This is a genomic window from Sphingomonas sp. BK481 (assembly GCF_014194875.1).
Classification (GTDB): domain Bacteria; phylum Pseudomonadota; class Alphaproteobacteria; order Sphingomonadales; family Sphingomonadaceae; genus Sphingomonas; species Sphingomonas aerolata.
The window spans coordinates 1-1,425 of the sequence record NZ_JACIAP010000036.1; the positions used below are offsets into that span (position 1 = coordinate 1).

The window sequence follows — 1,425 nt, forward strand, 5'->3', positions numbered from 1 at the left end:
GATCGTGTCCCACCGCGTGGTGTAGCTTCAGCGGCGTAGCCGCTTTGATCTCCGGACATGGCCGGGTCGATCACGCCGCCATGGACGACAACGTGACTGCGGGATCATCGCTCAATTGCGTTACGCTTTCCAGTGTCATGTAGCGTCCCCGCTGGACCGCCCACTCGTCGTTCTGCTCTAGTAGCAAAGCGCCGACGAGGCGGGTGATGGCATCCTCGTTGGGGAAGATGCCGACCACGCCGGTGCGTCGCTTGATCTCGCCGTTCAGGCGCTCGAGTGGATTCGTGCTGTGCAGCTTGGTGCGATGCTGCGGCGGGAACGACATGTAGGCGAGCACGTCCTCCTCCGCCGTATCCATCAGCTTTGCGAGTTTAGGGACGCTGGGTCTCAGCTGGTCGGCGACCTTGCGCCACTGACCCTTGGCGGCTTCGGGCGTCTCCTGTGCGTACGCGGTGGCGATGAAGGCCGAGACGACGCGCCGCCCGCTCTTGCCGGCATGGGCCGTAGCGTTGCGCGCGAAATGTACGCGGCACCGCTGCCACGTGGCGCTGAACACGCGTGAGACGGCAGCTTTGATGCCCTCGTGGGCATCCGAGATGATGAGTTTCACACCGCGTAGGCCCCGCCGCGCGAGGCCGCGGAGGAAGTCTGTCCAGAACGTCTCAGCCTCCGACGCACCGATCGCCATGCCGAGCACCTCGCGCCTGCCGTCACCGTTCACGCCGACTGCAATGGTGACCGCGACCGAGACGATCCGACCAGCCTGACGCACTTTCAGGTACGTCGCGTCGATCCACACGTACGGCCAGTCGCCCTCGATAGGCCGGTCGAGAAAAGCCTTCACGCGGACGTCGATCTCCTCGCAAAGCCGGCTTACCTGGCTCTTCGAGATGCCGCTCATACCCATGGCCTTCACCAGGTCGTCGACCGAACGGGTCGAGATGCCTTGGATGTATGCCTCCTGGACAACCGCGGTCAGCGCTTTTTCTGAAAGGCGCCGGGGCTCCAGGAAGGCGGGAAAGTAGCTGCCCGTCCTCAGCTTGGGGATGCGCAGTTCAACGGTGCCGGCCCGCGTTTCCCAGTCGCGCTCGCGGTAACCGTTACGTTGGGCAAGCCGGTCGCTGCTCTTCTCGCCATATCCAGCGCCGGTCAGACTACCGACCTCCAGATCCATCAGCCGCTGCGCGGCAAAGCCTATCATCTCACGCAGGAAATCTGCATCCGCGCTCTTTCCCACCAGCGCCTGCAGGTTCATCGTGTCGTCGGTCATCGAAGGTCTCCTTTGGTTGAGTCTTGCAACCCAAACCTATCCGAAGATCTTCGATGGCCACCCGTGAACCTGACCGGCCGCTACAGCGCTGGATGATAGCGCGCGGCCGGTCAGCTTCACTACCGCTGAGCTACACCACCACCCGGGACACGACC

1 protein-coding gene is annotated in these 1,425 nt (G+C 63.5%); it reads right to left on the reverse strand.

Annotated elements, in window-relative coordinates; translation table 11 throughout:
- Nucleotides 1-70: 70 nt before the first annotated feature.
- Entirely contained in the window at nucleotides 71-1,270 is a 1,200-nt protein-coding gene (locus FHY04_RS22220) for an IS256 family transposase (protein ID WP_017503803.1), read from the reverse strand.
- Nucleotides 1,271-1,425: the final 155 nt, after the last annotated feature.